Origin of the sequence: Paenibacillus sp. GCM10027630, from assembly GCF_042676305.1 — a bacterium.
In the GTDB taxonomy this organism is placed as follows: Bacteria; Bacillota; Bacilli; order Paenibacillales; family NBRC-103111; genus Paenibacillus_S.
Window position 1 is genome coordinate 178,228 of record NZ_JBHTGY010000031.1, and the last position, 23,757, is coordinate 201,984.

General features: G+C 45.1%; 25 protein-coding genes and 1 pseudogene. 13 read left to right on the plus strand and 13 right to left on the minus strand.

What is annotated here, in order from left to right:
- Positions 1 to 235: 235 nt before the first annotated feature.
- A pseudogene (locus ACFQ0C_RS14515) lies at positions 236 to 884 on the plus strand (FusB/FusC family EF-G-binding protein).
- Between the two features lie 291 nt (positions 885 to 1,175).
- Positions 1,176 to 1,874, plus strand: coding sequence for a GntR family transcriptional regulator (locus ACFQ0C_RS14520; protein ID WP_379367828.1), 699 nt, complete (start codon positions 1,176 to 1,178; stop codon positions 1,872 to 1,874).
- Between the two features lie 240 nt (positions 1,875 to 2,114).
- Here ACFQ0C_RS14520 and ACFQ0C_RS14525 read toward each other — a convergent pair whose 3' ends face one another.
- From ACFQ0C_RS14525 to ACFQ0C_RS14540, 4 genes are all read right to left on the minus strand, one after another.
- Entirely contained in the window at positions 2,115 to 4,382 is a 2,268-nt protein-coding gene (locus tag ACFQ0C_RS14525) for a sensor histidine kinase (RefSeq protein ID WP_379367829.1), read from the minus strand.
- A complete protein-coding gene (locus ACFQ0C_RS14530) occupies positions 4,360 to 5,052 on the minus strand; it encodes a response regulator transcription factor (RefSeq protein WP_379367830.1) in 693 nt (230 codons plus the stop codon). The genes ACFQ0C_RS14525 and ACFQ0C_RS14530 overlap by 23 nt, the downstream gene beginning before the upstream one ends.
- 137 nt (positions 5,053 to 5,189) lie before the next feature.
- On the minus strand, positions 5,190 to 5,771 hold the full coding sequence (locus tag ACFQ0C_RS14535; protein ID WP_379367831.1) for a hypothetical protein: 582 nt from the start codon (positions 5,769 to 5,771) through the stop codon (positions 5,190 to 5,192).
- Complete coding sequence (locus tag ACFQ0C_RS14540) at positions 5,744 to 6,097, minus strand: hypothetical protein (RefSeq protein WP_379367832.1); 354 nt, start codon at positions 6,095 to 6,097, stop codon at positions 5,744 to 5,746. Before ACFQ0C_RS14540 ends, ACFQ0C_RS14535 begins: the two co-directional genes overlap by 28 nt.
- Positions 6,098 to 6,326: 229 nt before the next feature.
- Between ACFQ0C_RS14540 and ACFQ0C_RS14545 the strand changes: the two genes are divergently transcribed.
- The 4 genes from ACFQ0C_RS14545 (at position 6,327) to ACFQ0C_RS14560 (ending at position 11,781) form a co-directional block, all read left to right on the plus strand.
- Positions 6,327 to 6,683, plus strand: coding sequence for a Na-translocating system protein MpsC family protein (locus tag ACFQ0C_RS14545; protein ID WP_379367833.1), 357 nt, complete (start codon positions 6,327 to 6,329; stop codon positions 6,681 to 6,683).
- 230 nt (positions 6,684 to 6,913) lie between these two features.
- Positions 6,914 to 9,265 carry an FdhF/YdeP family oxidoreductase gene (locus ACFQ0C_RS14550; protein ID WP_379367834.1) on the plus strand — a complete coding sequence of 784 codons (2,352 nt, stop codon included), beginning with the start codon at positions 6,914 to 6,916 and terminating at the stop codon, positions 9,263 to 9,265.
- A gap of 6 nt (positions 9,266 to 9,271) precedes the next feature.
- Positions 9,272 to 10,063 (plus strand): formate dehydrogenase accessory sulfurtransferase FdhD, encoded by a 792-nt coding sequence (fdhD, locus tag ACFQ0C_RS14555; RefSeq protein ID WP_379367835.1) that lies wholly within the window; start codon positions 9,272 to 9,274, stop codon positions 10,061 to 10,063.
- Between the two features lie 131 nt (positions 10,064 to 10,194).
- The gene (locus ACFQ0C_RS14560) at positions 10,195 to 11,781 is read left to right on the plus strand and encodes a glycoside hydrolase family 43 protein (protein ID WP_379367836.1); all 1,587 of its coding nucleotides are present in this window, start codon (positions 10,195 to 10,197) and stop codon (positions 11,779 to 11,781) included.
- 335 nt (positions 11,782 to 12,116) lie between these two features.
- On the opposite strand, the gene ACFQ0C_RS14565 is transcribed toward ACFQ0C_RS14560, so the two are convergent.
- Positions 12,117 to 12,461 (minus strand): hypothetical protein, encoded by a 345-nt coding sequence (locus tag ACFQ0C_RS14565; protein WP_379367837.1) that lies wholly within the window; start codon positions 12,459 to 12,461, stop codon positions 12,117 to 12,119.
- A 263-nt stretch (positions 12,462 to 12,724) separates the two neighbouring features.
- Between ACFQ0C_RS14565 and ACFQ0C_RS14570 the strand changes: the two genes are divergently transcribed.
- Both ACFQ0C_RS14570 and ACFQ0C_RS14575 read left to right on the plus strand, forming a co-directional pair.
- Positions 12,725 to 13,687: a cation diffusion facilitator family transporter gene (locus ACFQ0C_RS14570; protein ID WP_379367838.1), complete on the plus strand. Its 963-nt coding sequence runs from the start codon at positions 12,725 to 12,727 to the stop codon at positions 13,685 to 13,687.
- 161 nt (positions 13,688 to 13,848) lie between these two features.
- Positions 13,849 to 14,613, plus strand: a complete 765-nt coding sequence (locus tag ACFQ0C_RS14575) for a sugar phosphate isomerase/epimerase family protein (protein ID WP_379367839.1) — start codon at positions 13,849 to 13,851, stop codon at positions 14,611 to 14,613.
- A 136-nt stretch (positions 14,614 to 14,749) separates the two neighbouring features.
- Here the strand turns inward: ACFQ0C_RS14575 and ACFQ0C_RS14580 are convergent, their stop codons facing one another.
- Positions 14,750 to 14,893: a DUF6254 family protein gene (locus ACFQ0C_RS14580; protein ID WP_379367840.1), complete on the minus strand. Its 144-nt coding sequence runs from the start codon at positions 14,891 to 14,893 to the stop codon at positions 14,750 to 14,752.
- 108 nt (positions 14,894 to 15,001) lie between these two features.
- Positions 15,002 to 15,235: a hypothetical protein gene (locus ACFQ0C_RS14585; RefSeq protein WP_379367841.1), complete on the minus strand. Its 234-nt coding sequence runs from the start codon at positions 15,233 to 15,235 to the stop codon at positions 15,002 to 15,004.
- Between the two features lie 190 nt (positions 15,236 to 15,425).
- Here ACFQ0C_RS14585 and ACFQ0C_RS14590 point away from each other — a divergent pair, with 190 nt between their 5' ends.
- Positions 15,426 to 15,719 (plus strand): hypothetical protein, encoded by a 294-nt coding sequence (locus tag ACFQ0C_RS14590; protein ID WP_258212625.1) that lies wholly within the window; start codon positions 15,426 to 15,428, stop codon positions 15,717 to 15,719.
- A gap of 122 nt (positions 15,720 to 15,841) precedes the next feature.
- Here the strand turns inward: ACFQ0C_RS14590 and ACFQ0C_RS14595 are convergent, their stop codons facing one another.
- Together ACFQ0C_RS14595 and ACFQ0C_RS14600 are read right to left on the minus strand one after the other, a co-directional pair.
- The gene (locus tag ACFQ0C_RS14595) at positions 15,842 to 16,468 is read right to left on the minus strand and encodes an FMN-dependent NADH-azoreductase (protein ID WP_379367842.1); all 627 of its coding nucleotides are present in this window, start codon (positions 16,466 to 16,468) and stop codon (positions 15,842 to 15,844) included.
- A 190-nt stretch (positions 16,469 to 16,658) separates the two neighbouring features.
- On the minus strand, positions 16,659 to 16,922 hold the full coding sequence (locus ACFQ0C_RS14600; RefSeq protein ID WP_258212627.1) for a hypothetical protein: 264 nt from the start codon (positions 16,920 to 16,922) through the stop codon (positions 16,659 to 16,661).
- Positions 16,923 to 17,202: 280 nt separating this feature from the next.
- On the opposite strand from ACFQ0C_RS14600, the gene ACFQ0C_RS14605 reads away from it, so the two are divergent.
- On the plus strand, positions 17,203 to 17,874 hold the full coding sequence (locus ACFQ0C_RS14605; RefSeq protein ID WP_379367843.1) for a tetratricopeptide repeat protein: 672 nt from the start codon (positions 17,203 to 17,205) through the stop codon (positions 17,872 to 17,874).
- Here ACFQ0C_RS14605 and thiO read toward each other — a convergent pair.
- Together thiO and ACFQ0C_RS14615 are read right to left on the minus strand one after the other, a co-directional pair.
- Positions 17,867 to 18,991 (minus strand): glycine oxidase ThiO, encoded by a 1,125-nt coding sequence (gene thiO / locus ACFQ0C_RS14610; protein WP_379367844.1) that lies wholly within the window; start codon positions 18,989 to 18,991, stop codon positions 17,867 to 17,869. The two genes, ACFQ0C_RS14605 and thiO, sit on opposite strands and share 8 nt — an antisense overlap.
- A 36-nt stretch (positions 18,992 to 19,027) precedes the next feature.
- Complete coding sequence (locus ACFQ0C_RS14615) at positions 19,028 to 19,669, minus strand: thiamine phosphate synthase (RefSeq protein WP_379367845.1); 642 nt, start codon at positions 19,667 to 19,669, stop codon at positions 19,028 to 19,030.
- A gap of 198 nt (positions 19,670 to 19,867) precedes the next feature.
- Between ACFQ0C_RS14615 and thiD the strand changes: the two genes are divergently transcribed.
- The 3 genes from thiD (at position 19,868) to ACFQ0C_RS14630 (ending at position 22,074) form a co-directional block, all read left to right on the plus strand.
- Complete coding sequence (gene thiD / locus ACFQ0C_RS14620; protein ID WP_379367846.1) at positions 19,868 to 20,692, plus strand: bifunctional hydroxymethylpyrimidine kinase/phosphomethylpyrimidine kinase; 825 nt, start codon at positions 19,868 to 19,870, stop codon at positions 20,690 to 20,692.
- Between the two features lie 121 nt (positions 20,693 to 20,813).
- Positions 20,814 to 21,251 carry a DUF86 domain-containing protein gene (locus ACFQ0C_RS14625; RefSeq protein WP_379367847.1) on the plus strand — a complete coding sequence of 146 codons (438 nt, stop codon included), beginning with the start codon at positions 20,814 to 20,816 and terminating at the stop codon, positions 21,249 to 21,251.
- Between the two features lie 187 nt (positions 21,252 to 21,438).
- Complete coding sequence (locus ACFQ0C_RS14630) at positions 21,439 to 22,074, plus strand: helix-turn-helix transcriptional regulator (protein ID WP_379367848.1); 636 nt, start codon at positions 21,439 to 21,441, stop codon at positions 22,072 to 22,074.
- 173 nt (positions 22,075 to 22,247) lie between these two features.
- Here the strand turns inward: ACFQ0C_RS14630 and ACFQ0C_RS14635 are convergent, their stop codons facing one another.
- Together ACFQ0C_RS14635 and ACFQ0C_RS14640 are read right to left on the minus strand one after the other, a co-directional pair.
- Positions 22,248 to 22,988, minus strand: a complete 741-nt coding sequence (locus ACFQ0C_RS14635) for a bactofilin family protein (RefSeq protein ID WP_379367849.1) — start codon at positions 22,986 to 22,988, stop codon at positions 22,248 to 22,250.
- A 14-nt stretch (positions 22,989 to 23,002) separates the two neighbouring features.
- The gene (locus ACFQ0C_RS14640) at positions 23,003 to 23,626 is read right to left on the minus strand and encodes a YhbD family protein (RefSeq protein ID WP_379367850.1); all 624 of its coding nucleotides are present in this window, start codon (positions 23,624 to 23,626) and stop codon (positions 23,003 to 23,005) included.
- Positions 23,627 to 23,757: the final 131 nt, after the last annotated feature.

Genomic DNA, 23,757 nt, shown 5'->3' on the forward strand with positions numbered 1-23,757 from the left:
TTTTTTATCCATCGATTAGGGTATAATACTGACATTACTGAGAACGGGAGGTGTTACTGATGGCAATCACAGATTGCCGGATTGGCAAAGCCTCATGCAAAGCCTGATTTGGAGGCGATACTTTGCATGGGCTGGACTAGGATTCATCAACGTCGCCCAAATAAGCATCTATCGTTTCTAATATTGGCTTTGCACCTTATTTTCTTTCCAAAATAAGAATAAGGGGCTGACGTCCATGTGCGAACCATTTATTAGAAACCATCAATATAACTTTATCAAAAACCAGGCAGAATCCGTGCTCAATGCTATTCGAACGGTCGGTGATCCAAAAATATTGGAGTCCGTCCGCTTCAGCGCACAAACCAAGGTGGCGGAGCTGTTTTCCGCCGTCACGGACAACAGGAAAACGATGTTGGATTCGATTTCGGATTTGAAAACTACAGACGATTTTCAAACCTATTTGCAGGCGCTCGAACCGTATCTGATCGAATTTCCGCAAATTACCGAGAAGCAGATCCGGAAGCTTTTCCCGAAAAACAAGAAGCTGAAGGTGCCCGATCTTGCACAAATCGACTTCCGCTACGTATCCTGCCTGAGTTGGACCGATATATCGACCAATAAAATGTTCATTGTGTATCCTGCAGGCGGACAATTCGTCGGCGTAGAAGGCAGATACACTGCGACTAATAAGAAAGGCTACTGCTTCGTATGCAGCAGATACGAAGAGCTGGCTTTATTTTCGGCGATATCCAAAAAAAGACCGGCAAATGCTTCGCCTGACTATTACAAGTCGGTCGGCAACTATTTATGCCGGCCATGAATGCAACAAGAACATGACCGATGTTTCTTCTTTGGAAAAATTTATCGACTCGGTTCAAGGCTAGGCTCGGGAATACAACGCAAGTCAAGGGGCGGCTCTGGCCGCCTCTTTTTTCACAGTTGCCGAGTCTGGGATCCGACATGGTGGCTATATAAAAGAATCAAAAAGAAAAGTAATGAAATAGACCGCCCTGAGATTGAAGGGGGTCTTTACTATTTTATGCACACCAAAAATTAGCTCAAATGAAACTTATGTTTTTTATGAGGCAATTATTTAGTAGAGTTTAGTTGCTATGTATACAAGTACACAAGTATAATGACTAAGTAATGAGCTGTATAAGGAAGCGGGGGAACTTATGAAATTTATCAACCTACAATCGACTCGGCAAACCTTGGGTGAAAGAGCATATGAATCGATTCGGGACGCCATAATCTCGCTTCAGTTTGAACCGGGGCAAATGATTTATGAAAATGAATTGGCCGCGTCGCTTGGAGTCAGCAGGACTCCCATTCGAGAAGCATTTCGTATGCTGCTGTCGGAGGAGCTAATCGAGATTTTGCCGCAAAAGGGAGCGAAGGTGACCTTAATCTCTGAAACGAAGGTGGAGGAGACACGTTTTGTGCGAGAAAGCTTGGAAGCTGCCGCATTCCAGATCGTGGCGCGCAAATGGGTGCAGGATGAAGAGCCCTACATAAGCAGCGGAAAGCAAATTGATCTCCTTATTGATCAGCAGGAGACTGCTGCCCAGAACGATGATGCGGCTTCATTTCTGCAGCTGGACGAGACGTTTCACCACCACATTCTGGAGCTTAGCGGTAATCAAACCTTGTTGACTGTAGTCAATCATATGCGAGGTCATTTAAACCGGCTGCGTTATTTGACACTCAGGCAGTTGAACAACATGCGTGAGTTAACGGATCAGCATAGGCGCATATGGGCGGCCGTCCAAGCAAATGATGAACAGCAAGCCAGTGATCTGCTACGTATGCATTTAAGCCGATTGCCAGGAGAAATGGCCTCCTTAAAAGGTCAGTTTGACACATATTTTAGTTGACCGGAAGGTTCGAGTACAAGGGCAAACCAAACAGGCCGAAGCTTCCGGCCTGTTTGGTTTGTTCTGGAGATAACGGCGGCTCCTTATGGTATGAATGAAAGCGTGTTTCGGAGAACGAATTAGTGAAGGAGTAGGAATGTGCCGAAGTGTTATCCGAAATACTGCATGAATTGAATATTTCCCATCACTACAATACCTTCCCCATTCCAACGTAAAAATGGCATGGTTCATGATGTTGCTTTAATCCATTGGAGCCGATAGGTTCTTATTAAACCTAACGGTTACTTTAAAATAATCCCCATCGAATTCGATATGCAGCTGTCCGCCTTGCAGCTCAACGATGCTCTTGGCGATAGCGAGGCCTAAACCGGAGCCTTCTTTATTCCGGGACGCATCTCCCCGTTTCGATCGCTCGAACAATTCTTCCGCATCATAATGAATTTCATATGCCGACACGTTGTTGAACCGCAGGACAATGTGTTCCGCTTCCTCTGTTAAGGCAATATGAACCCGGGTGTCGGGCATGGAATAGTTGAGTGCATTGTTAATCAAGTTCTCAAATACTCTCCATGTTTTTTTGCCGTCCAGAGGTGCAACTATGTGAGGATTATCGATGTGGATACGAAAGGTCAGCCTCGATGCATCAATCTTATCACTGCATTCCGCCAGTGCCTGATGTAACAGAGAGGCGACATTGACGGTTTCCAGTATTGGCTTCACGGTACCACTGGTAAGCTGGGACACTTCGAAAAGGTCGTCAATCAACACTTTAAGCCGTTGAGTTTTTCGCCCCAAAACATCCACATAGTGCTGCAGCTCATCTTGTTGAATACTTTCTTTTTTGAGCAAATCGACGTAATTGATCATAGAGGTTAGCGGCGTTTTTAAATCATGGGAAACGTTCGATATCAACTCCGATTTTAGCCGTTCACTTTTTAATTGCTGCTCGAGCGCTGTTTTAAAGCCAAGCTTCATGTTATTTATTTGCCGGGCCATATTAGATAACTGTCCTTGGCCGTGTTCCTTTTCAAATGTAAGGTTTAAATGGCCAGCTGCAATCTCGTTCGTACCCGCGAGTACGCGGTTCAGCGTTCCTGCCCTTTGTAAGAGATAAGGAAGGATAAGCAACAAGTAGGCAGCCACATAAACGACCGCTAAGATCTGGCGTGCGGACGACGGGGATGTGAAGGCTGATTCGAACAGCGCTACAAAGGCAAACAGCCCGAACAACGCAGTCGACAAGAAAACGAAGACTGATTTGAACAACACTTTTTTGTTAAGAAGACTCGCTTGGAGCAATTCTCCTGACATAAGAATATAGGAGGAGCCCCATTGCCGAGCAAATGCTCCTTTTGTGCGGTACAGGTATAAGGCGTCTTTAATGCTGATGCTTACATAACCTATAAGTATAACGAGCAGAGTCCATCTATAGACAGAGCTAAAAGGAGTGAACTTTCCCCAATCGTAGATGGTGCTTGAGTACGCAAGGATCAAAAAGCTGACTAAGCCAAGCAATCCCATTCGAATATCGATAGGAATACGCTGCCAGTGTGCCGTATGAGTTAAGCTGTATGCTTCACGCTTTGATTGATTTTTTCTTAAATATAGGAGCAATAGAATGGCAGCTAACATGGAGGCAGCAAGTCCAATAAATTCGTATTGAAGCTGTTTGCGGACTGCCAGAAGCTTGATGTAGTCTTTATACATGACGTAATCAGTGTTCCAGCCTCTTATCTCAGGTTCTACAGTGGCATAAAAAGTAAAGGTTCCTTCCACTTGGTTTTGTTTGAAATAATCGCTTAGCCAATTTAACTGCTCAATTGGTTCCTTCAGTGGGAAGGTTATCGTATGAGTGGCATCCTGACTTTCTTCCTGCCCCTGCCTCCGAGTTGAGCCGTCCTTTATGTTGGTGTACGTTTCATTATTTCGGTGATCGTAAATCGAGTATTTCACGATATTGTTTAATCGGGCTACAGCCCTTTTCAAATTGCCGTATTCCGAATCTCTCTTGGAAATGTAAGCTTTTGTAATCTCTTTGAGCTGTAAGCTCCAAATGCCTTCTACCTGCTGGTTCCATTCGCTTGCTATCCATTGTCCCGTCTTATCCTTCAGTGTTCGAACGGCGGAGTTGGTAGACTCTGTAAATGGTAATTCGAAATCATTATTATGTAAGGAAAGCTGGCTATTTGTACGCTCATTTAGGGTAAGTTCCTCGTTAATAACGATGTCAAACTCATCTCTCCACTGCTTTATCGTCTTCTCGCTTATTTTTTCTTGAGGGGCAAGTTGATCATAATTTCTATATTCAACATAGTATTTGGCAATATCCAGTACATTCATATTTACCTGAACATCATAGAAAAGTTCTTGTTTAAAGTAGGGATTACCGTAGATGTAGTCGCGCTTCGTCACGATATCAAGGGCTAACAGCAAAGCTAATCCCGAGAGACCAATAATCAAGATTTGAATAATTGCAGGCTGATGCTTACTTTTCGATTTTGTATCCAATGCCCCATACCACCTTCAAATATTTTGGCTCACGCGGGTTAATTTCAATTTTCTCACGAATGCGCCTTACATGGACGGCAACAGTATTTTCTCCATTGAAATTAGGCTCCCTCCACACTTTCTCATAGATTTCTTCTATGGAAAACACCCGCCCCTTATTCTCCATGAGCAATTCGAGTATTTTGTACTCAGTGGCGGTTAGGCGTACCTCTTCATCATCGACGGTAATCGTCTTTGTGCTTTTGTTCAAGGCTAAGCCACTCACTTGGATAACATCATCGGAGGATTTGTAGTGTCCAAGATGGGTATATCTTCTTAATTGGGATTTTACCCGAGCGATCAGCTCCAAAGGATTGAACGGCTTGCTGATATAATCATCAGCTCCAGCATTTAGCCCAATGATTTTGTCAGCATCCTCGGTTTTTGCAGAGACGATCAGGATCGGAATGTTCTTAGTTTCCCTGATTTTGAGTGTGGCCTGAATACCGTCCATTCTGGGCATCATAATGTCGAGCACGATCAGATGAATGTCGTACTGCTCAAGTACATTCAGTGCTTCAAGACCGTTGCTAGCGGTAAACACATTCAGGTGTTCATTTCTTAAATAAATACTGACGGCCTCTTGAATTTCGGCATCGTCATCTACGATCAGAACATTACATTTTTGCATGCAAGCTACCACCTTGAATAATAAATTGCTTTCGTAAGCGTGCGAACGAGAGCTATACTACTAGTTTACTAGAGAAGTTTGACAAAAAAATATTTAAAATTCTTACAAATCTATTAAGATATCATTGGTGTCACAAGCTATGCCTCCCACCACTGTAAAGTAGCTGTGGATGAAAGTAAGCCGGCAACCGTGAGAGCGGCCGATATTGTTACAGTAATAGATTGACCGGGAGGAACCACGATTCCTCCATTATACGGAATGGACAGCATGCCAGGAGGAAGCGGAAACGAAGATACGGGGGTGCCTCCTGAAGGAGTGGATGTTGATGATTGAATGGTCAATCCGCTTGAATTGGTGCTGGAAAAATTAGTGTTAACGGCAGTAAGAGTCGTTGGAGAGGTTAGTGTCCCTCCTTTTATAATAGCGGCGGTGGCAGTAAAGGAAGATAATAAATTGAGGGCAATGCTGGTACCGCCCACAATACTTGACAGATACATAGTTATTCCACTCCCAGAACCATTGTTGGCTTGCAGGGTGATTATGACGCTTCCGCCCAGTAAACCAAGACTAGTGGAGTTTATGGCGGTTACAACGAACAGCTTGCCGGTCTGAGCCGCACCATTGTCGGGAGGCGCCACAATGGAAGAGGAGCTTAAAGTATTGGTCGACAGGAAATAAACCGGATTATTACTCAAGTTATAAACATTGTTGTAAGGCATATCAATATTCCCACCAAATGATATTTATTGAGCCTGTCAACGCCCCGGTCCCCAGAGTTGCCGTAAAAGTCTGTCCCGCTGGGATGACAAATGCGCCGCCCAAAGCAATCAGGTATATACCAGCGGTAATGGGAAGGGTTAGCGGCTTGCAGCAGTAAGCTTTGTCCTGACGAGACACTTACGCTGCCGGTAGTTAAGGTGAACAACAGGCTGGATATGGCCGCATTGCCTTCAGGCAGCGTCTCCACACCAGGGTTGGCATACGTATTTGTCATGTTAGTATAGAGCGGAGCGTTAGCCTGATTAAAAATGGAATAGTTTGTCATCAATGTCACCTTCCTCTTGCAGCGAATGCTTCATTACATTATATGAAGTTGTCCTGATAGATCATAAAAAAGGGTTGAACGGAAAGGGGAAAAACAGCAGGTCCTAGTTAAGTTTGCTTTTAGAACAAGAAGAACTTCATCAAGTAATAATTGTACTCCAGTCAGGTACGTGATAAAATTTGAAACATAAGAACTGTTTATGATCGAAAGAAAATGAGGAAATCCGTTTATGAATAAGGTTGAAGCGGAATTTAGCAATTTAGTGAAAGCGTTTCGAAAGCGCCATATGGGCAAGGGGCCAAGAGAAATTCGGACCACCTTTTGTAAACATTGGGCAATATGTGAGATGGAGGGAAACCTTTCTCCTGTCGAAAAGTTCATTGCATCCGGAACGGAGGGCAAGCAGGTATTGCGTACAGCCAGAACCGAAATGGTTAAGGACATGTACCGTAACCATCCGCCTGTAGAAATGGAGCAGCTGCTGGGAGCCAAATTTATAGAGCTGTTCGTAGATATTGATCTTGACAAAGATTTCGGGATGTCGATTTTTGTATTTGATCAGGATATTCAAAGTAAATTTTCGTAAGCAGCCTTTTATGCAGCAGCTTACTCCATGAACATTCAGGATAGAAACCCTTCATTGCACAAAATGATACATGTGCCGTTGGCACTTGGCAGCGATCCTGCTCAAGACTAACAGCCGCAACAGTCACTTTCATTTGTTGAACGATAACCAACAAACGAGGGCACGCCTGCTGCGGCTTTTTTCGTAGAAACAAGGGCTAATACAACAACACTTTTTGGGGAGGGATTAGCATGGGAACAACCAAACATACGGGCCCTATTCGTCTGCCGAAGCAGCTGGACCCGAAGCTGTGGGTCAGCAAAGTTCCATTTGGCTTAGGACAAATTAAGCCTCATCATATTAAAGATACGCTCAAGGTCGCATGGGATAACCGCGACCAGCTGCCTTACGCTTACCGCATCCTGACCCAAGGGGTCTGTGATGGCTGCGCGCTTGGTGTGTCCGGTTTGTATGACCGGACGCTGGAAGGGCCGCATCTGTGCACGACGCGGCTGAATGTGCTGCGGCTCAATACGATGCCGCCAATCAAGCCCGAGGTGCTGCACCAGGACATCGCCGCTCTGCGGACGATGGACAGCACCGAGCTGCGCAAGCTCGGCCGGATCCCGTATCCACTGATCCGGCGCAAGGGCGAAACCCGCTTCTCCCGCTTAACGTGGGACGAAGCGCTGGAATTCATCGCGGCCAAGATACGCGCGATTGAACCCAAGCAGCTCGCCTTTTACCTCACCGCTCGCGGCATTACTAACGAGTCGTATTACGCCGCTGCCAAGGTAGCTCGACTCCTCGGAACCAATAATATCGACAATGCTTCGAGAATTTGTCATTCGCCATCCAAAACAGCCCTCAAACGCTCCATAGGAATCGGAGCATCGAGCTGTAATTACAAAGATTGGATCGGCACTGATGTGCTTATCTTTTGGGGCAGTGTTGCAGCGAATAACCAGCCGGTATCGACCAAATATATGTACGCTGCAAAGCGCAAAGGGACGAAAATTATCGTAATCAACCCTTATTATGAGCCTTCTATGGAGAAATATTGGATTCCTTCTATTCCTGAGTCAGCGTTGTTTGGAACCAGACTGACGGATGACTTCTATCAGGTTAACATTGGCGGAGATATTGCCTTCATGAACGGTGTCATGAAGCACTGGTTTCAAATGGAAGATCGGGTGCGAGGCTCTGCGGTCGATCATGAGTTTATACGTATGCATACCGGAGGCTATGAGGAGCTCAAAGCCCATGTGAAAAAGCAGGAGTGGGAGCTGCTCGAGCGCTCTTCGGGGCTGAGCCGCGAACGGATGCTTGAATTTGCGCAGCTGCTAGCGGGAGCGAAGTCGGCTGTGTTCGTTTGGAGCATGGGCCTGACACAGCATCGCTTCGGTACGGACAATATCTCGCAGGTAGCGAACCTTGCGCTGTTGCGTGGCTTTCTCGGCCGCGCTCACTGCGGGCTGATGCCAATCCGCGGACACAGCGGTGTACAGGGCTCGGGCGAGATGGGAGCCGATCCGTTCAGTCTGCCTGGCGGTGAATTCAAAGGCGAGGATATCGAGCGGATTGAGCGGGCATGGGGCTTTAAGCTGCCCAAGTGGCAAGGAGACATAGTCGGAGTGTCACTTGAAAACGCGGTGCTGCCGGATAGGCATGAGCGCAAGCTCAAGCTATTTTACACATCTGGCGGTAACTTTCTGGAAACGATGCCGGATCCGGCCTTCGTGGAGTATTGTTTGGAAAGCGTAGAGCTTCGGGTTCATCAGGACATAGTATTGAACACATCGACACTAGTGGATGCCAAGGAAGCGGTAGTTGTGCTGCCGGCTATGACACGCTATGAACAGCCAGGCGGCGGAACGTCGACTTCCACTGAGAGAATGGTCTACTTCTCGCCTCAAATTGATGGCCCGCGAATAGGGGAAGCCCGGGCGGAATGGGCGATTTATGCAGAGCTTGCCGCCAAGGTCAATCCTGCGTACAAGCGGCTGGTTGCTTTCGAAAGCGCTTCAGATATTCGTAGGGAGATTGCTGTTGCTGCACCTTATTATGAAGGCATTCAACATTTATCCCAACGGGGGGATGTTTTTCAATGGGGCGGGGCTTGGCTGTGCGAGGAAGGAGTATGTCCGACATCGGATGGACGTGGACGGTTCATTCCTATTGAGCAGCCCGAACTGCGTAAGCCTGAGGGGCATTTCCGGGTAACTACGAGAAGAGGCAAGCAATTCAATTCCATGATATACAGTGATGTCGACCCTTTTAACGGTGCTGACCGCTACGATGTACTGCTGAATACTGATGATGCTAAATCGCTGGGATTGAGAGAGGGTGATGCCATCGTCGTGTACAATCAACACGGTATGCTGCATGGAAGGGCTAAGCCGGTGAGAGTTCAGAAGGGAAATATTGAAGTTCACTGGCCGGAGGGCAACTCATTAATACCCAAAAGAGTGTATGAACCGCATGCAGGTATTCCTGAATATAATACAACAGCTATCGTAGAGAAAGCGGAAACGTTCCATGCCTTCAAAGATACGAAGTATGTGGAGAAGCGGATCGCGGAATTGGAAACGGAAGTGGAGTGATCGCCAATGGATAAACCTGTCACGGTAGTATGGCCGATTACCAAATATGTCGCAGGTGAATTACAGCAACTTGAGGATGAGGTCGTGACTGAATTCCCGCTTACAATTAAGCTGGACCGGGAAGAGTTTGCAACTATTGTATGCACCCCGACAGATTTGGAGGATATGGTGATAGGCTTTCTTGCCTCTGAGGGGATTATCCGGTCGCTTTCAGAGCTGCATTGTTTAAGCATAGACGATAGCAGGGGGATAGCCGAAGTGGAGCTGGTCAATAAGCAGAGCACCGCCAAGGACTGGGTGAACAAGCGGTTTATCGGCTCTTGCTGCGGTAAAAGCAGACAGTTTTATTATCATAACGATGCTCGTACAGCCAAAACCATTCCTGTAGGAAGCGCTGTGGTAACTGCTGCGCAGTGTTTGGAGCTGATGCGTCAGCTTCAGCAGGCTTCTCCTGAGTTTCAGAGTACGGGAGGGGTCCATAATGCGGCATTATGTGATAATGAAGGGATGCTTATTACACGAACAGACATTGGCAGACATAACGCTTTGGATAAAATCTATGGCTACTGTATTCGTAAACATATCCCGTTAAAAGGAAAAATAATTACTTTCAGCGGCAGAGTATCCTCGGAGGTTCTGTTAAAAATAGCCAAAATCGGAGCGGGGGTCATTCTTTCCAAATCTGCTCCGACTCAGCTTGCGCTGCAGCTTGCCGATGAACTGGGCATTACTGTGGTTGGTTTCATTCGCGGCCAAAGTTTCAATATATACACCCACCCTGAGCGGATACATGGATAAGGGGAAATATCCTCTAAAACAGCCAATAAGCCATATTTTAAAATAGGTTAAGATCAGCTTATAGACCGTTATCGCTCTGAGCACGTATATTAATAGAGATTAATATACAATTATTCGGAGGAGATCATCTTATGAGTAAAGCGGAGTTTACAGCCGCGCAAGGCGGTTCCGTATGGACGCCTGATTTGGGCGACGGCACTTTTCAAAATCCTATTGTACACGCCGATTATTCGGACCCTGATGTTATTCGGGTAGGCGCTGATTTCTATATGACAGCATCTAGCTTCTCCCACGTACCTGGATTGCCAATTCTGCATTCCAAGGATTTGGTCAACTGGACGATTATCAGCTATGCAATAGATCGGCTGGAGCTGCCTGGATACGAGCTTCCCCAGCATGGTAAAGGAGTATGGGCCCCGAGTCTTCGTTATCACGACGGGAAATTTTGGATCTATTTTGGCGCGCCTGATGAAGGCATCTATATGACCACCGCTGTAGATCCTCGCGGACCGTGGACGCCTCTGCATAGAGTCAAAGAAGTAAAAGGCTGGATTGATACATGCCCATTATGGGATGAAGATGGACAAGCTTATCTGGTTCATGCGTTTGCTCACAGCCGCAGTGGAATCAAGCATAAGCTGCAGGTTTGTAAAATGAGTCAGGACGGCAAAACACTTCTGGATGATGGAGTCATCGTGTTTGATGGAACGGTTAGCCACCCAACCCTGGAAGGACCCAAAATATATAAGCGCAACGGCTATTATTATTTGTTTGCGCCTGCAGGTGGAGTCCCTACCGGATGGCAATTAATTTTGCGCTCCCGAAGCATTTATGGCCCCTACGAGGAAAAAATTGTGCTCCACCAAGGCGACTCTATTATTAACGGACCGCATCAAGGCGGTTGGGTGGAGCTGGAATCAGGCGAGTCCTGGTTTATTCATTTCCAGGACAAGGAAGCTTATGGGCGTATTGCTCACCTTCAGCCAGTTCAATGGGTTGATGATTGGCCGTTAATGGGTGTCGATACTAATGGCGATGGAATAGGCGAGCCGGTGCTGCGGGCTAGCAAGCCGGATGTTGGGGGAAGCTGGCCTGTTGCTGTGCCTGCCACTACGGATCATTTTGATAGTGACAGGCTTGGTTTGCAATGGCAATGGCAGGCGAATCCTCAAGATAATTGGTATTCGCTTAAGGAGAAGCCAGGTTATCTGCGCCTGCATGCTTCCGCCCTGCCTGATGGTGTTGACACGCTCTATGGCGCACCGCAACTGCTGATGCAGAAGTTCCCAGCCGAAGTTTTTACCGTAACAGCCAAGGCTGAGCTTCACGCGGTGCATTCTGCTGAGCAAGCAGGTCTGATAGTGTTCGGATACACATACGGAAGCCTTTCACTGCAGCAATCGGACGAAGGCTTGAGGGTAGTCATGATGCTAGGCGAAGCTGTCAATGATTCCGTTAATGAGCAGGTAGAGGCTAGTGTACTATTGAAAATCGTATCGGGACCGATTTATTTGAGGGTTGCTGTAACGGAAAATGCCAATTGCCAGTTCAGCTACAGTACAGACGGTGAGGAGTTTCAGTCGATCGGATCGAGCTTTAAAGCTCGCGAAGGCAGATGGGTCGGTGCCAAAGTGGGCCTTTATGCACTAGGTGCTCTAGGTAGCAAGGAAGCTGCGCCTGCAGGTTATGCAGATTTCGATTGGATTGTTTTTGAATAATAAAATGCTCGTCAAGGGGCTGTCCCAAAAGACATTTTGAGACAACCCCTCCACCATTGTATCCTGAATAGATGGTTGCAAAAGAGCCCTCAATTCCACTTTAATAGTTGAAGGCTTTTTTGCATATTCTTGTGTATACTTAGTGATGAATAAGATGAGGTCGCTTTCCAGCGCGTACTCATCGCGGGTATCGGGTTCGTGGTTCATGGTTCATGGTTCGGTTACGGCATTGCATGGCAGTCTGGCGCACTCCGTGCAATTATCAGGAAAATGTCAAGTTAGTTACTCCGAAAATAGCGTTCCAAGTCTTATAGCTGGAATTTCTCATGCTAATTCTACGTATTTTGGCTGATATCCAGCATATCCCCTCTATTAGAGTTAGTTTTTCCAGTTAGATTGATTTCAGGCGATATCCACGCTGGATTAGCGTGAGGATTTCCATCTATTTCTTTTCTTTCCGCAGCGGCCCGACAAATCCTGGTCTCCTCTAGATTGAAAGCAGCCTTTGAACATCGCTTCTCGCCCCAACACTTAAGCAACATCCAAAAAGCAGCCGGACTCATTTTTCGATTTTCGAACCCCCGCTCTGATGGGAATTTCCCTACAAAAAAAGACGCTTCCATTTCCGCTTCCATGGTGGTTTTGGAGGCGTCTTTGTACATAGTTTGGGACTGATTCATTCACTGATACCCTTTTGGGACAGCCTCTTATTTGCAGAACAGACATTATAAACGGAAGGTCATGGAGGACTCGATCATAGTTTTTCACCATTTCCATGGAGTAGGTATAAATTAATAAAGCATTTGTTAACCTATTTGACAGAAGGAAGGGCATTTCTTCTTGACAAAGCAAAGACTGTAACCGATAATACATATGAATACATGCTCATATGTTATTTAATAATGAATACCTATACGGTATTTGATCCAGGGAGGCAAGTCTTATGCCTAATCATCATTCCAATGATTCTCATCATGGGCACACACATGGACATAATCATGATCACGGTCATAGCCATCATCAACATCTTCCGTCATCGGAAGGGAATCGCAAAGGATTAACAATTGCATTGATAATCACGGCAAGTATTATGCTTCTTGAGTTTTTTGGAGGAATTGTCACCAATAGTCTTGCCTTGTTGTCCGATTCAGGACATATGCTCAGCGATGCTGCATCCTTGCTGCTAAGTCTGATAGCCATAGGGTTTGCTTCACGACCTGCCTCACCTAGCAAAACCTTCGGTTACCTCAGGTTCGAAATTCTTGCTGCATTGTTTAATGGCGTTACCTTGTTTGTAGTTGCGATTTTTATCATGTGGGAAGCCTACCACCGATTTCTGCAGCCTCCAGTTGTAGCAAGCGGATCCATGATGATAATAGCGGCAGTTGGCTTATTAGCTAATTTAGCAAGCGCTTGGTCCCTTATGCGTAAGGGAGATGTGAAAAATAACATGAACCTTCGCAGCGCCTACCTTCATATCATAAGCGATGCTTTAGGATCAATTGGAGCCATAGTAGCCGGATTGTTAATGCTGGCGTTTTCCTGGTATATTGCTGACCCGATAATTAGTGTTATCGTGTCCTTGCTCATCTTGAAAAGCGCATGGGGAGTCATTAAGCACAGCATCCATATATTGATGGAAGGCACTCCTTCCTCACTGAATCAGGATGCTGTGAGGGAGGCTCTAGAGGGAATTGCAGGGGTCGTTGATGTACATGATCTTCATATTTGGACGATTACTTCGGGGTTGGATTCGTTAAGCTGTCACTTACTGATAGAGGATAATCAAGACAGTCAACATATATTGCAGCAAGCTATTCAACAGTTGGAGGAGCGTTTTCAAATTCAACATGCAACGATTCAAGTTGAGACATCAAGAATCCATCATCAACCGCTAAAAGTATAGTGCAATATATGTTGAGAATGAGCATTATCTGGCAAAAAACGTTCGGAAACATCTCACTTTTTACTGTAAGATAAAAAGTGAGATGAACGCTTATTCAAATAAATTACACATGCGTCATAAGCAATCATCGGCTGCTCGCCCAAATTGGAGGAGGAATTGAAATGACAGCATTCGGTTGGTGTTTACCTATTGAACATGCCGGTGAATTAAATGAATACGGTTACGATTATATCGAATGTATGCTTGCTCCCTTGCTAACCAAAAACGAAGAAGATTTTAAGAAAGCGCTGCCACTTTACATAAACAGTCCATTGCCTGTAAAAGCGTGGAATGTATTGTTTCCCCGTGAAATTAAAGTAGTTGGATCTGAAGCTAATGATGATGTTACAAAGAGATATATAAGCAGAGCTGTGGAAACGATGGAAAAGGTAGGATCTTCGATCTTTGTTTTTGGCAGTGGCGGCTCCCGCTCTGTACCTGAGGGCTGGGACCTTAATCGCGCAGAAGAGCAATTGCTGAATCTGTTGAATTGGTTTGCTGATGAATGCGAAGGGACGAAGCTCACTCTAGCCATTGAGCCGTTGAACAGGAAAGAGAGCAATATTATTAACAGTGTTAATGATGGAGTGCACTTGGCTAAGCAAATTAATCGTTCGTCCATTCGAGTGTTGGCAGACTTTTACCATATGGACGAGGAACAGGAGCCGCTCGATACGCTTGTTGCGAATAAAGATTGGTTAGCTCATATTCATGTTGCGGATACAGGCAGACTTGCCCCTGGTACGGGGCAATATCCGTATGAGAACTTCATTGCGCAGCTTAAAGCTGCAAACTACACGGGTTTGATATCAGCTGAATGCACGCTTATTGATCGTGAGAAGGAATTGCCTCAAGCGCTTCAATTCTTACAGCGTCAATGGGAATGATAGTTAGATACTTAGATCAGAGAGACCATGCCAAAACATGGTCTCTTTTTGGTTATATAGAATGTTTCGGGGCTCCCCGCAAAGTATCTGAATCAACTTCGAAGCAAGACCCCACTTTGTGGGGATTTTTTAAGCTTTAAGATTGTGGCTTGTTTTGGGAGGGCTGCTCGGCTTCATATTCTTCGGCGAATTCCTCTAGCGACGTGATATGTCCGTGAGGGTGCTGCGTTTGCTTACGGATCTTGTCTTCATTTTCTGCGCGGTTTTTGGATTGGCTCATGGGGATACCCTTCTCTCATAAGAAATAGAAGCTTGAGCTTCATATCCTAGAATGACTTCCTTGGGCAAAAATTATGTACTTTTATTTGGAGAGCAGCCGCTCTTACTTTTAGGCCGACGTTAACTCTATAAAAAAACAAATGGAACCGTCACTGCTGCCTGGCAGGTTAAGGTTCCATTTGTTTTTATGTTTATGCTGCAGCTTTTCTCTTCGTTCTGCAAGGGTTGGTGTCTTTCTTTCAACAGGAACAACACCATTCCAACCTAATCGGTTTATCTCGGGGTTTAACTTACCTTGCTTCTGCCACTTGCTTCTTTGCTTCTTTGCCTTGCTTTGAGCCATAGTAAAAGGCCTCCTCGTTGTTTAAAATGGATTTGTTTTAATTATACGCGAAATTATTCGAAACTGCATCAAGTGAATAGTTTGACAGATTTGAAACAAAATGCAGGAACGGTTGTTTTCCCCATGTTGTTTTGGTAACCTAGGAGAAGATTATGTTCGATTCGATTATATAAATGCAGGAGTGTGCACGATGTCCTACGATTTTTATTACTGGTTTATCATGAGCGCTGCCTTTATTATTACTAATGGCTTAGGTGTAGGGCTTATGCTCAAAACGCAAAAGCTGCTGTTATCCACTCTTGTTTCCCTTATCGTTAATTTGGCGATTTTTGTGATTGCTGGTATTTGGTGGGCCAGTCTGTTTGAAGGCTTTGCAAGAATGTTTGGATTATTCGGATTTGGAATAGCTTTCGTTAATATTGAAGTATTGTTGTTTTTCGGTCTTTTTATTATGAAGAAGAAATCAACCCCACCGGTTCAGTAGTGTATATAAGCTTTTGGAAAGTCTGTGGTCCCATGGGAGCAGGCTTTTTCTTATTGCCAAAAACTCCCGCATCTTAGGATGGGGAGTCATCAGGTAACATGATAGTGGGCTAGCTATAGGAATTAGAAGCTTTGTGCAGCTACAGCAGCTTGTTTCAAGCCTTCTTCGATGATGGCTTGGGATTTGTCAGGGAATTGGTTATGACCTTCAATGACTACAGTAGTAACATCCTGGATGCCCATGAAGCCCATGATAACTTTGACATAATTCAATGACATTTCGACAGCCGTAGCAGGGCCTTCGGAATATACGCCGCCTCTTGCATTAAGCAAAGCGACTTTTTTATCAGGCTGCAAACCTTGAGGACCTTGAGCTGTGTAAGTAAAAGTTTTGCCAGCTTGAACAATATAGAATAAGTAAGTCAACAGCTGTGCAGGAATCGTGAAGTTCCATAATGGAAATGCTAACACTACTTTGTCGGCAGCAAGGAATTGATCTAAGTATTTATTTACATTAGCAGCTTTTTGCTGTTCTTGCTCATTCAACTCAAATCCTTTACCTAGCTTGAACAATCCGTTCAAAGTGTCAACATCGTAGTATGGAAGCTCTTCAGCGAATAAATCCAGCTCCACGATAGTATCCCCAGGATGCGATTCTTTATATTGATCCAAAAAAGTATGATACAATTTAACACTTGCAGATTGTTCGACAGGACGGCCATTGGCTTTAATAAATAATACATTAGACATAAAATAAATTCCTCCACAACTATTTTTATAATATCAACTCACTATACGTAAGTATAATAGTTCATTAACTTACTTTTGTCAAGCAACTTATAATGTCGTTGAACAGAGTGAATGATGCAGGCTAGGCCACAAAGCTGAGAAAAAAATAAAGAGCAAAACGGGATATCCGTTTTGCTCCATGTGTAATTTATTAACGAGATTGAGAGTGAAACATACGCTCTCGGGCATCCCAACGAAAATTTGCGATAAAGAAACCAAGAATTCCAAAAACAACGAGTCTAATATATAACCAGGATGTTGTAAATGTTTGCTGAGTCATCCACTCCATACCCGTAAATAGTGCTGCTAGTATGATTCCCCAGGTTACTACACCGTAAAACATCACATATTTCGATTTGCCCATCATTCTTCTCTTGCCCCATTTTTTGGCTTGCTCGGCAGTCATCTTACTCATTATAGGTTGTTCCTCCCGCATAAAATTACATGATCAAACATTCGCTGCCAAGCAGTTAAAGTCCTTCCTGTCCTCAAATTGTTCACAACTGAAGGGTCCATATTGGATAAAATGACGAAGAGCACCATCACTCCATTTGCAGGAATAAAGCGCTTTGGCATACAATATTTGGGGGTATAAAATGAGTATGCCGTAATCATTGCGCTTTTATACACAAATAAATGAACAATTTATGTTACAATGATTGGTAAAAAACAGACTGGGGAGGCATTATAAATAAATGAGCAAGGTGCTGTTATTTTTCTTGTTAACTTGGCTGACAGGAAGTCCCATTGTGGCGATTCTTGTTCTGCTGGTTATTTTTTATGCGCTGGACCGACGTTTTATTGGTCTCACTCCTAATATTTTAAAACCAATTCAGAGAGCAAGAAAGCTATCCAGATTGCGCCAGGAGCTGCGCTTGAGTCCTCATCAAAACTCATCAAAGCTGGAATTGGCAAGGGTATTAATGGAACGCAAGCAATATGTGGAAGCAGCAGAGCTGCTGGAGCAGGTTGCTTCTGTTATTGATGATTCTGCTGAGGTTCGAGCGGAGCTTGGCTTATGTAGGCTGAAGCTAGGCCAATTGGAGCCGGGAGAGCAATTGCTGCTGGAGGCTGTTGAAATGAACCCCCGGGTCAAATATGGAGAGCCTTATTTGCGATTAGCCGAGGCATGGGCAGATCAGAATCCAACGAAGGCCATAGCTTATTTGGAGCAGTTCAAAGAAGTAAATTCATCCTCTTGCGAGGCCTATTACCGTTTGGGTCAGCTGTATGAACGTTTGGGACGCAAAGAAGAAGCCCGCGGTGCTTACCGTGACACGGTTGAGCTGTACCGCGGGCTGCCCAAATATAAGCGCCGTTTTGAGCGTAAATGGGCATTACTAGCCCGTTTCAAGCAATTTAGTTAATCTGCTGCAATGGAGTTAATACACGATCAGGAGTGAAAGGCGTAAGGTTGATTCTAGTCGGTTCCTCCATTATGAGCTGCTTGATCAATAAACCTGTTGCGGGTGCAAGCAGAATGCCATTGCGATAATGACCAGCTGCCATGATTAAGCCTGGCATGGTTTCAGAGCGGCCAATATACGGGAGGTCATCGGGTGTGCCTGGACGCAAGCCGGCCCAAGTGCTGACGAACTCAGCTTGCTCGAGTTCGGGCAGCAGCTTGGTAGCCGCGGTGTGGAGCGTGCCGATAACGGAGGCTTGGCAGCGTTTGTCGTAACCGCATTCCTCCTGAGTTGCTCCTATGATCATACTGCCATCCTGCTTAGGGACGATGTAGCAGCCTTTTGTAAAGACAGTGCTGCTTATTACAGGCGCAGCCGTTCTTAAAGAGATGCATTGGCCTTTAACTGGAAATAACGGGAGCTTCAATCCGAACGGTTCGGTCAAGGCGGACGACCAGGCTCCAGAAGCAATGATAACCTGATCGGCCAATAGTTCGCCTTCAGCCGTCCGGACGCCTTGGATTCGTCCACTGCGTTCAATTAGGCCAAACGCTGGCGTCCACTCGCGAATATCACAGCCTAGCTTATGTATGCTTGCTTGGAGAGCCTGCGCCAGATGAACTGGATGTACCTGATGATCTTGCTGGAAGCTTAGTCCTCCTCGTATTTCATGAGATAAGCAGGGCTCTATTGCGCGCATTTCCTTTGCGGTGAGCCATTCCGCATTGTGAATCCACGGCAGGCGGCTCAACAGCTCCAGCTCATCCTCCTCGGTTAGTGCGGCCCTAAGTATTCCTTTATCTATGTATTGCGGAGAAATTCCTCCGGTGTCTAATAGATCTTGCGTCCAATTGCGGTACAGCTGCTGACTCCATTTGCAAAGATCGTAGAATGCACCGGGATGATGAATTTCTACCTGTGCTCCCAGCATACCTGCAGCTGCTGTGGAAGCTTCTTTGTTGAGTGCGCCTTTATCTATAAGGGTGCACTTTATACCTGCTCGCAATAACTCAAATGCTATGCTGCAGCCAATAATGCCTCCCCCGATAATTAGCGCGGTTCTGTTGCTGCTATTCAATGGTAACTCCTCCTAAGAGCTTCGCTTTAGTAGTGCTTATTTCATAAGGCTATGCTTTGGAATATGACTGGTTTGTCCCAGCATTTCATGAAATCTAACAAGCTGACCTGCTGGATCGTGATGCAGCAGGATCTGGGAGAGCACGGCTATGCCTGAGCATCTCGTGGACAGCACTTCATCGACATTGTCCGGTTCGATTCCGCCGATAGCTATTACCGGTATGGAGCAGGCATCGACTACTTCACTCAAGGCAGCGATGCCGCGGGGCGGCAAGCCGGGCTTGGAGCTCGAGTCGAAGATATGTCCATACAGGACATAATCGGCGCCCTGCTGAGCAGCGGCAGCGGCCTCCTCGGCCGAGTGCACGGAGCAGCCAATGCGTACGCTGGCAGGCAATATACGCCGGCTCTGAGTTATACTAAGGCTGTTATAGGCGAGCTGGACGCCGGGGGCGCCTACGGCCAAAGCCGCATCAAGCCGATCGTTCATATAAATAGCTGTAGAATCAAATAACGGCTGCAATGTATGATACCAGTCGACAAGCTCCCTGGCGCCGCATTGTTTTTCCCTCAGATGCAAGACATCAATGAGATGTGTAGGGCTTTGAGTGGCAATAGCTGCCACTTCGGTCAGCTTCTGCTTACCGGTCGTTATGACATGCAGCTCGTGCTTCTTCATTACAAGCACACTTCCTTAATTAATTTTATGAAATAACAGATCAATAGTTTCATCATAGCGCAGCCTGTTAAGACCGTCAAAGCGTTTGCCCAAGTTGTCATAAAAAAATCAAGAAACGGTGAACTTGACGGTAGTAATAGGGATAGATACACTGGAATGAGTAAGTTTGGGAAAGGTCAGGAAAGGGAGCTTAAGAAAATGGGACAAATATATAAAGCGTTAACGATAGCCGGTTCGGACAGCGGAGGTGGAGCCGGTATTCAAGCGGATCTCAAAACATTTCAAATGCTTGAGGTTTACGGGATGTCGGCTATTACGGCAGTTACATCCCAGAACACATTGGGTGTAAACGGTATTTATGATATCCCGTTAGAAGGAATTGAAGGGCAGATAAATTCGGTTGTGAGCGATATCGGAGTAGATGCGGTAAAAACAGGCATGCTGTCGCAGCCCTCAGTAATCGAATTAGTAGCTGAACAGGTAATTAAGCATAAGATTACGAAGCTGGTAGTTGATCCAGTGATGATAGCGAAGGGCGGAGCAAGCTTGTTAGCTGATAACGCGCAGGATGCTCTGCGCAGCAAACTGCTGCCGTTAGCTTCAGTGGTAACGCCGAATATTCCAGAAGCAGAAGTGATTACAGGTATGCAAATAACTTCGATCCATGATATGAAGGAGGCAGCTCTCAGAATCGTACAGCAATTTGGTGCCGGAGCTGCAGTGGTAAAAGGCGGGCATAGCAGCGGGGACCCGACAGACGTATTGTACGACGGTGAGCAGTTTCATTTACTTACCGCATCGCGGTATGAAACCCGTCATACCCATGGTACGGGCTGTACTTTTTCTGCTGCTATTACAGCGGAGCTTGCCAAAGGAAGCAGTCTGTTTGATGCTGTGCAAACGGCCAAACATTTTATTACGCTAGCTATCCGTTATGAGTTGGGGATTGGCGGGGGGCATGGACCAACCAATCATTGGGCTTATTGGCGGCATGGTAATACGAAGGAGTCTATGGAATCATGACAGCTAAATTAAGTTATGAATATTTAAGTCAGGCCGCTTTATTGATTGTACTTGTCATTCTAAGTTTTCCAGCCATCATATTATGGTCCAGATGGAAGAAGAAGAAACGGAGATAACGCCCATGTATTATGTGAATCACGAGCAAGTGGAGCTGCGATTGCAATTTATACCCACGTTGTCAGAGTCATGTGAACGATTAGCTGCCCAGTGGGAGAGCACTTCTGAAAGTGATCGCTTGCTGCTGCATTTTGCTCAAGAACGTACGCTGCATCTGGCAATTGAAACGGTAACGGATATCGGAAGTCTCTTGATCGACGCCTTTATGATGCGAGATGCCAGCAGCTATGAGGATATTATTGAAATTCTTCAAGGCGAAGGTGTATTTGAACATAGCCTTGGAGCCATTTTGCGCCAGCTTGTTCAGCTTCGTAAGCCGCTCGTTCAGGATTTTACTGTTTTCCCGAGGGAGAGTCTGCATCCTTTAATCTGCGAGCTGCCAGACGCACTCACTTCGTTTGCTGAGGCAGTGCCTGTATTTATTCGCAAGGAAATGGTGTGAATTCAGGAAATACAACGTTTATTACGAGCAGAAGCTTGTTAGCATTTTCCTGTAATAGTATTTTTGATACATTTTAGTATATTAATTTACTTATAGTTGATATTCGTATACAATAGCTGTAATAACTTGCTTATCAGTCTGTTCTGATCGATGCAAGGTTTGTTTGAAAAGGCGGTGAAAGGACCAGATGAACCAGGAGATGGATGTATCCACACGAAAAGTCATATTGACCATGTTGAAGACACAGGGCTCCCTTACCGTTAGCGACATGGCCAAGCAGCTAGGCATAACGGAGATGGCAGTTCGGAGACATTTGAACACGCTGGAACGTGATGGTCTGATCGAAGCGAAGCTGGTGCGGCAGGCGATGGGGCGGCCGACCAATCTGTACTCGTTGACAGAACAGGCAGACGAGCTATTTCCTAAGAAATATCATCATTTGACTCTGGATTTATTGGGCGAATTGGTTTCGGAAGCGGGAGAGCAGCAGGTTGAACGCTTATTCGAACGTCGTAAGGAACGAATGGTTCAACGCTACGAAGAACAGATGCAGGGGAAGCCGCTGGAAGAAAGAGTCAAAACTTTGGCTGACATTCAAAACTCCAATGGGTATATGGTAGATTGGGCCGCAACAAAAGAAGGACATTTTGTCATTAATGAACATAATTGTCCGATTTCTCAAGTTGCCAATCAATATAATCATGCTTGCCAATGTGAGCTAATGATGTTCAAAAGCCTTCTCAACGCCGATGTCGAGCGCACGGAATGCCTAGTCAAAGGCGGTATTAAATGCTCCTATATTATTCAAGAAAAAGATAAATAAAACCATCTCTACGCAGCATGCGTCGACGATGGTTTTTTATAATATCAGACTTTATAAGTTTTCAGCGGAGCTGAACAAGTCTGATATTGCAAGAAAAGCAACCGCTAAGACACGAATGTATCTTCATCGAGAGGGCTTCGAATAGAAGCTTTTCTTATTTGAAGCTGCTAAGTTTAAATTTTGCTAAATTCCTTCACCTGAGTGCCTTTAATCTGTTCAAAATGATCCTTGTACTCCACATGATTGATTTCACAGCCTGGACCAATGTTAATGCGATTGCCGCGAACAACCTTTGCCGTTGTATATTCGAGATAAATATCGTCACCTTCTATAGTATCGACGTTCAGGCGGTCTTCAAAGCCGGGAATAAATAAAGAATGAATGATCTTGTGGAGGCTAAGCCCCAATCCGGTACGTTTCACACTGATTGTTTCACCGCCAATTTCTCTAACCTTGCACGGGCCAAACAATTGAATATCTATTTTTCCAGCGTTAAGCATACCACTAATTAGAAAGCTTCCTTTATATAAAAATGTTTCTGCGGCACAATCTCTCTGCACCTTCAATTCACCGCCAATTTCCAACAGGTCGCCTGTCAGATTACCGCCAATTTCTGATTTTCCTTGCAGCTTGAGGGACCTGACGGCAACATCGCCCCCAATATCTGACTGACCGTTAACATTCAATTGCTCAGCTTCAACATTTCCTTCTATTCGGGCAATACCGTTCACTTTAATGACCTTGGATTTCACATTGCCCTGGGTGCGTGAGCTTCCATTGGTTTTGAATTCGTTGCTCTCGATATCTCCCGAAATAGTTCCTTCTCCGTTGATTTTTACATTATCGAATATACCGCCGGCGGTGCTGCCGCTTCCAGAAATAATAAGATCGCCTCGAACATCATTGTTTGTCATATCCTATTCCTCCATCAGTTCATTTTAAATTTTAATTCTTCCATGCAGTTGGACAAAAGCAATCGGGCAACGACTCGAATATTAGGTTCGAAATAAACATTTGCAGGAACTTCGGCTAATAAAAAAGTAGAGAAGCCCATTTTCCGGATAAAAATTAACTCGCCGTTGTTTCCCTGCAGCTTGGGATAATGTTCATTCATAACCTGCAGCAGCAGAAAGCCCTCATCAAGACTAATTTCACCGGTGTGAAGCATTTTATCAAAAATAAAGAGCTGTAAAATGCGTTCAAAGTCAAAAGAATCTGAATGGCCTTGGCGCTCACAATAAAACTCAAGGCTATTCGATGAAACAATGTTACGTTCTATTAACTCCTGTTTGGTAAGAGAAATTTCCGCAGCATTTGGTGATAATAAGTTAGCCAATTCATCCAGCGATAAATCGTCCTTCATATTTTTTATTTTATCGATCCGTCCAAGTATTTTGTCCTTAGGAAAAAAGGTTTCCTGTCCGGTGAAAGCGGATTTTCTTATAAACCAGTCTTCGGGAATTAAATTTTTTCGTTTCCAACGATATAGCTGGCCATAAGAGAGGCCTGTCAATTCAAGCAGTTCCTTTTTTGATATTAATTGAGTTTCCATACATCGATACCTCCTGGTGAAAACAGTGTAACATAACATTGTTACGTTGTAAATAATAACTTGCAGCTTTTTTCATGTGATATTAGAGCTGAAAACATATCAAGGCTTGTACTATAAAAAAGCGCCTATCC

What these genes read in the sequence shown, in the direction of transcription:
- ACFQ0C_RS14535 (WP_379367831.1), bottom strand. Translation starts at nt 5,771, where the DNA reads ATGCCTTACAACAATGTTTATAACTTGAGTAATAATCCGGTTTATTTC.
- ACFQ0C_RS14605 (WP_379367843.1), top strand. Translation starts at nt 17,203, where the DNA reads ATGAGCAAGGTGCTGTTATTTTTCTTGTTAACTTGGCTGACAGGAAGT.
- ACFQ0C_RS14625 (WP_379367847.1), top strand. Translation starts at nt 20,814, where the DNA reads ATGTATTATGTGAATCACGAGCAAGTGGAGCTGCGATTGCAATTTATA.
- fdhD (WP_379367835.1), top strand. Translation starts at nt 9,272, where the DNA reads ATGGATAAACCTGTCACGGTAGTATGGCCGATTACCAAATATGTCGCA.
- ACFQ0C_RS14530 (WP_379367830.1), bottom strand. Translation starts at nt 5,052, where the DNA reads ATGCAAAAATGTAATGTTCTGATCGTAGATGACGATGCCGAAATTCAA.
- ACFQ0C_RS14520 (WP_379367828.1), top strand. Translation starts at nt 1,176, where the DNA reads ATGAAATTTATCAACCTACAATCGACTCGGCAAACCTTGGGTGAAAGA.
- ACFQ0C_RS14570 (WP_379367838.1), top strand. Translation starts at nt 12,725, where the DNA reads ATGCCTAATCATCATTCCAATGATTCTCATCATGGGCACACACATGGA.
- thiD (WP_379367846.1), top strand. Translation starts at nt 19,868, where the DNA reads ATGGGACAAATATATAAAGCGTTAACGATAGCCGGTTCGGACAGCGGA.
- ACFQ0C_RS14575 (WP_379367839.1), top strand. Translation starts at nt 13,849, where the DNA reads ATGACAGCATTCGGTTGGTGTTTACCTATTGAACATGCCGGTGAATTA.
- ACFQ0C_RS14630 (WP_379367848.1), top strand. Translation starts at nt 21,439, where the DNA reads ATGAACCAGGAGATGGATGTATCCACACGAAAAGTCATATTGACCATG.
- ACFQ0C_RS14590 (WP_258212625.1), top strand. Translation starts at nt 15,426, where the DNA reads ATGTCCTACGATTTTTATTACTGGTTTATCATGAGCGCTGCCTTTATT.
- ACFQ0C_RS14615 (WP_379367845.1), bottom strand. Translation starts at nt 19,669, where the DNA reads ATGAAGAAGCACGAGCTGCATGTCATAACGACCGGTAAGCAGAAGCTG.
- ACFQ0C_RS14595 (WP_379367842.1), bottom strand. Translation starts at nt 16,468, where the DNA reads ATGTCTAATGTATTATTTATTAAAGCCAATGGCCGTCCTGTCGAACAA.
- ACFQ0C_RS14540 (WP_379367832.1), bottom strand. Translation starts at nt 6,097, where the DNA reads ATGACAAACTATTCCATTTTTAATCAGGCTAACGCTCCGCTCTATACT.
- ACFQ0C_RS14585 (WP_379367841.1), bottom strand. Translation starts at nt 15,235, where the DNA reads ATGGCTCAAAGCAAGGCAAAGAAGCAAAGAAGCAAGTGGCAGAAGCAA.
- ACFQ0C_RS14560 (WP_379367836.1), top strand. Translation starts at nt 10,195, where the DNA reads ATGAGTAAAGCGGAGTTTACAGCCGCGCAAGGCGGTTCCGTATGGACG.
- ACFQ0C_RS14565 (WP_379367837.1), bottom strand. Translation starts at nt 12,461, where the DNA reads ATGAATCAGTCCCAAACTATGTACAAAGACGCCTCCAAAACCACCATG.
- ACFQ0C_RS14545 (WP_379367833.1), top strand. Translation starts at nt 6,327, where the DNA reads ATGAATAAGGTTGAAGCGGAATTTAGCAATTTAGTGAAAGCGTTTCGA.
- ACFQ0C_RS14580 (WP_379367840.1), bottom strand. Translation starts at nt 14,893, where the DNA reads ATGAGCCAATCCAAAAACCGCGCAGAAAATGAAGACAAGATCCGTAAG.
- ACFQ0C_RS14600 (WP_258212627.1), bottom strand. Translation starts at nt 16,922, where the DNA reads ATGAGTAAGATGACTGCCGAGCAAGCCAAAAAATGGGGCAAGAGAAGA.
- ACFQ0C_RS14635 (WP_379367849.1), bottom strand. Translation starts at nt 22,988, where the DNA reads ATGACAAACAATGATGTTCGAGGCGATCTTATTATTTCTGGAAGCGGC.
- ACFQ0C_RS14640 (WP_379367850.1), bottom strand. Translation starts at nt 23,626, where the DNA reads ATGGAAACTCAATTAATATCAAAAAAGGAACTGCTTGAATTGACAGGC.
- ACFQ0C_RS14550 (WP_379367834.1), top strand. Translation starts at nt 6,914, where the DNA reads ATGGGAACAACCAAACATACGGGCCCTATTCGTCTGCCGAAGCAGCTG.